The sequence below is a fragment of the Clostridioides sp. GD02377 genome (genome assembly GCF_045899875.1).
GTDB classification, from domain to species: Bacteria; Bacillota; Clostridia; order Peptostreptococcales; family Peptostreptococcaceae; genus Clostridioides; species Clostridioides difficile_A.
On record NZ_JBJODA010000058.1, the window covers coordinates 1 to 1,032 of the forward strand.

At 29.1% G+C, this 1,032-nt stretch carries 1 protein-coding gene; it reads right to left on the bottom strand.

The features are described from left to right. Positions 1-304: 304 nt before the first annotated feature. The gene (locus Q3304_RS20690) at positions 305-793 is read right to left on the bottom strand and encodes a hypothetical protein (RefSeq protein ID WP_227482691.1); all 489 of its coding nucleotides are present in this window, start codon (positions 791-793) and stop codon (positions 305-307) included. Positions 794-1,032: the final 239 nt, after the last annotated feature.

Consider the following 1,032-nt stretch of genomic DNA (forward strand, 5'->3'; position numbering starts at 1 on the left):
GCATCCTCATGCCCTGCCTAGTCTGTTCATATAAAAGGTTCTCTGTCGCTGACATCTGAGCCTTTTAAAATAATAGAGCGTGCAAATTTGGCATCCTTTTTTATCTATAACATATCCGCAAATATATTATTGCTTTCTCTATTATTGTATTGTGGCTAGGGCAATCCCTTAACCCTAGCCAACTATTTAATTTTGAGAGGGAAATCTTCATTTCCACAATACTATTATCTCATGCTTTTTTAATTAAAAACGGGAGAAAGTCGGGAATAAAATAGGAATTTTTCGGGAAAAAGTCGGGAATTTTTTAGTTTTTGAATAATGGTAATTCACTTTCTCTAAGCTTTGGATAAAGCATATCCATAATTTTATAAACCAACATATTTCTTGTACATCTACAAGTTTTTTCATCTAAACTCATTTTAAGCGATATATAGACCATGCTATTTTTAGTCTTACTATTATAAAATAATTTAAAGAAATGTTCTTCCCTTATATCTAAGCATGTAAGTGCATTTTCTATTTTCTTCTTTTCAATTTCCTTATCTTTTTTTATCTTCTTTAATCTCGCAATATCTCTTTCCTTTTTAATAACTTCATCTTCCACACTTGAATTAAAAGCATATGTTGGACTTACTTTCTCACCATATCCAATAGCCTTACATCCAAATATTTCATTCTCTCTACTCTCTATATCTAATTCAAGATTTTTAATCTCTGCATTTAAAAATTTATAATGATGCAATCTTCCTTCTACAGTCTTGAATATTTCTTTTTTATTGGTATTATTATCCATACTTTCACACTCCTGTTTATGTTATAATAATTTTGCATAAAAGTTTTATATTTTTGACAAGTGGAGTGTGAAAGCACTCCTTTTTCTTTTTTAATTGAAGGTTTTCCCCTTTGAAGAGGAAAAGTCTATTTTTGCTTTAACTTACTATTGATAATTGACTATTTAATAATCTTATTTCATCTTCAAGAACTGTAGGTAACTTATAATCATCTACTATTTCCAGTACCTTATTTAACTGG